This window comes from Rugamonas apoptosis, assembly GCF_014042355.1.
Lineage (GTDB): Bacteria > Pseudomonadota > Gammaproteobacteria > Burkholderiales > Burkholderiaceae_D > Rugamonas > Rugamonas apoptosis.
The window spans coordinates 1-261 of sequence record NZ_JACEZU010000067.1 but is presented as its reverse complement, the minus strand read 5'-3'; the positions used below and the strand labels follow the sequence as shown (position 1 = coordinate 261).

The 261-nt window shown below is 69.7% G+C and carries 1 protein-coding gene; it reads left to right on the top strand.

Going from position 1 to position 261, the window contains the following annotated elements; all coding sequences use genetic code 11:
* Nucleotides 1-261: efflux RND transporter permease subunit (locus H3H39_RS28670; RefSeq protein WP_182157703.1), on the top strand; the 261-nt coding region annotated here is incomplete at both ends.

Sequence of the window (261 nt, the reverse complement as noted above, 5' to 3'; positions counted from 1 at the left end):
CCATCAGCGGCCTGTCCGTGGTGACGCTGACCTTCGCCGACGGTACGGACGACTATTTCGCCCGCCAGCAAGTGCTGGAAAAGCTGCAGAACGTGACCCTGCCGACTGGCCTGCAACCGGGCCTGGCGCCGCTGACGACGGCCGTGGGCGAAGTGTTCCGCTACATCGTCGAGGCGCCGCCCGGCATGGACCCCAACGAGGTGCGCGCGCTGCAGGACTGGGTGGTGCGCCCGCAGCTGCGCATCGTCTCCGGCGTGGCCG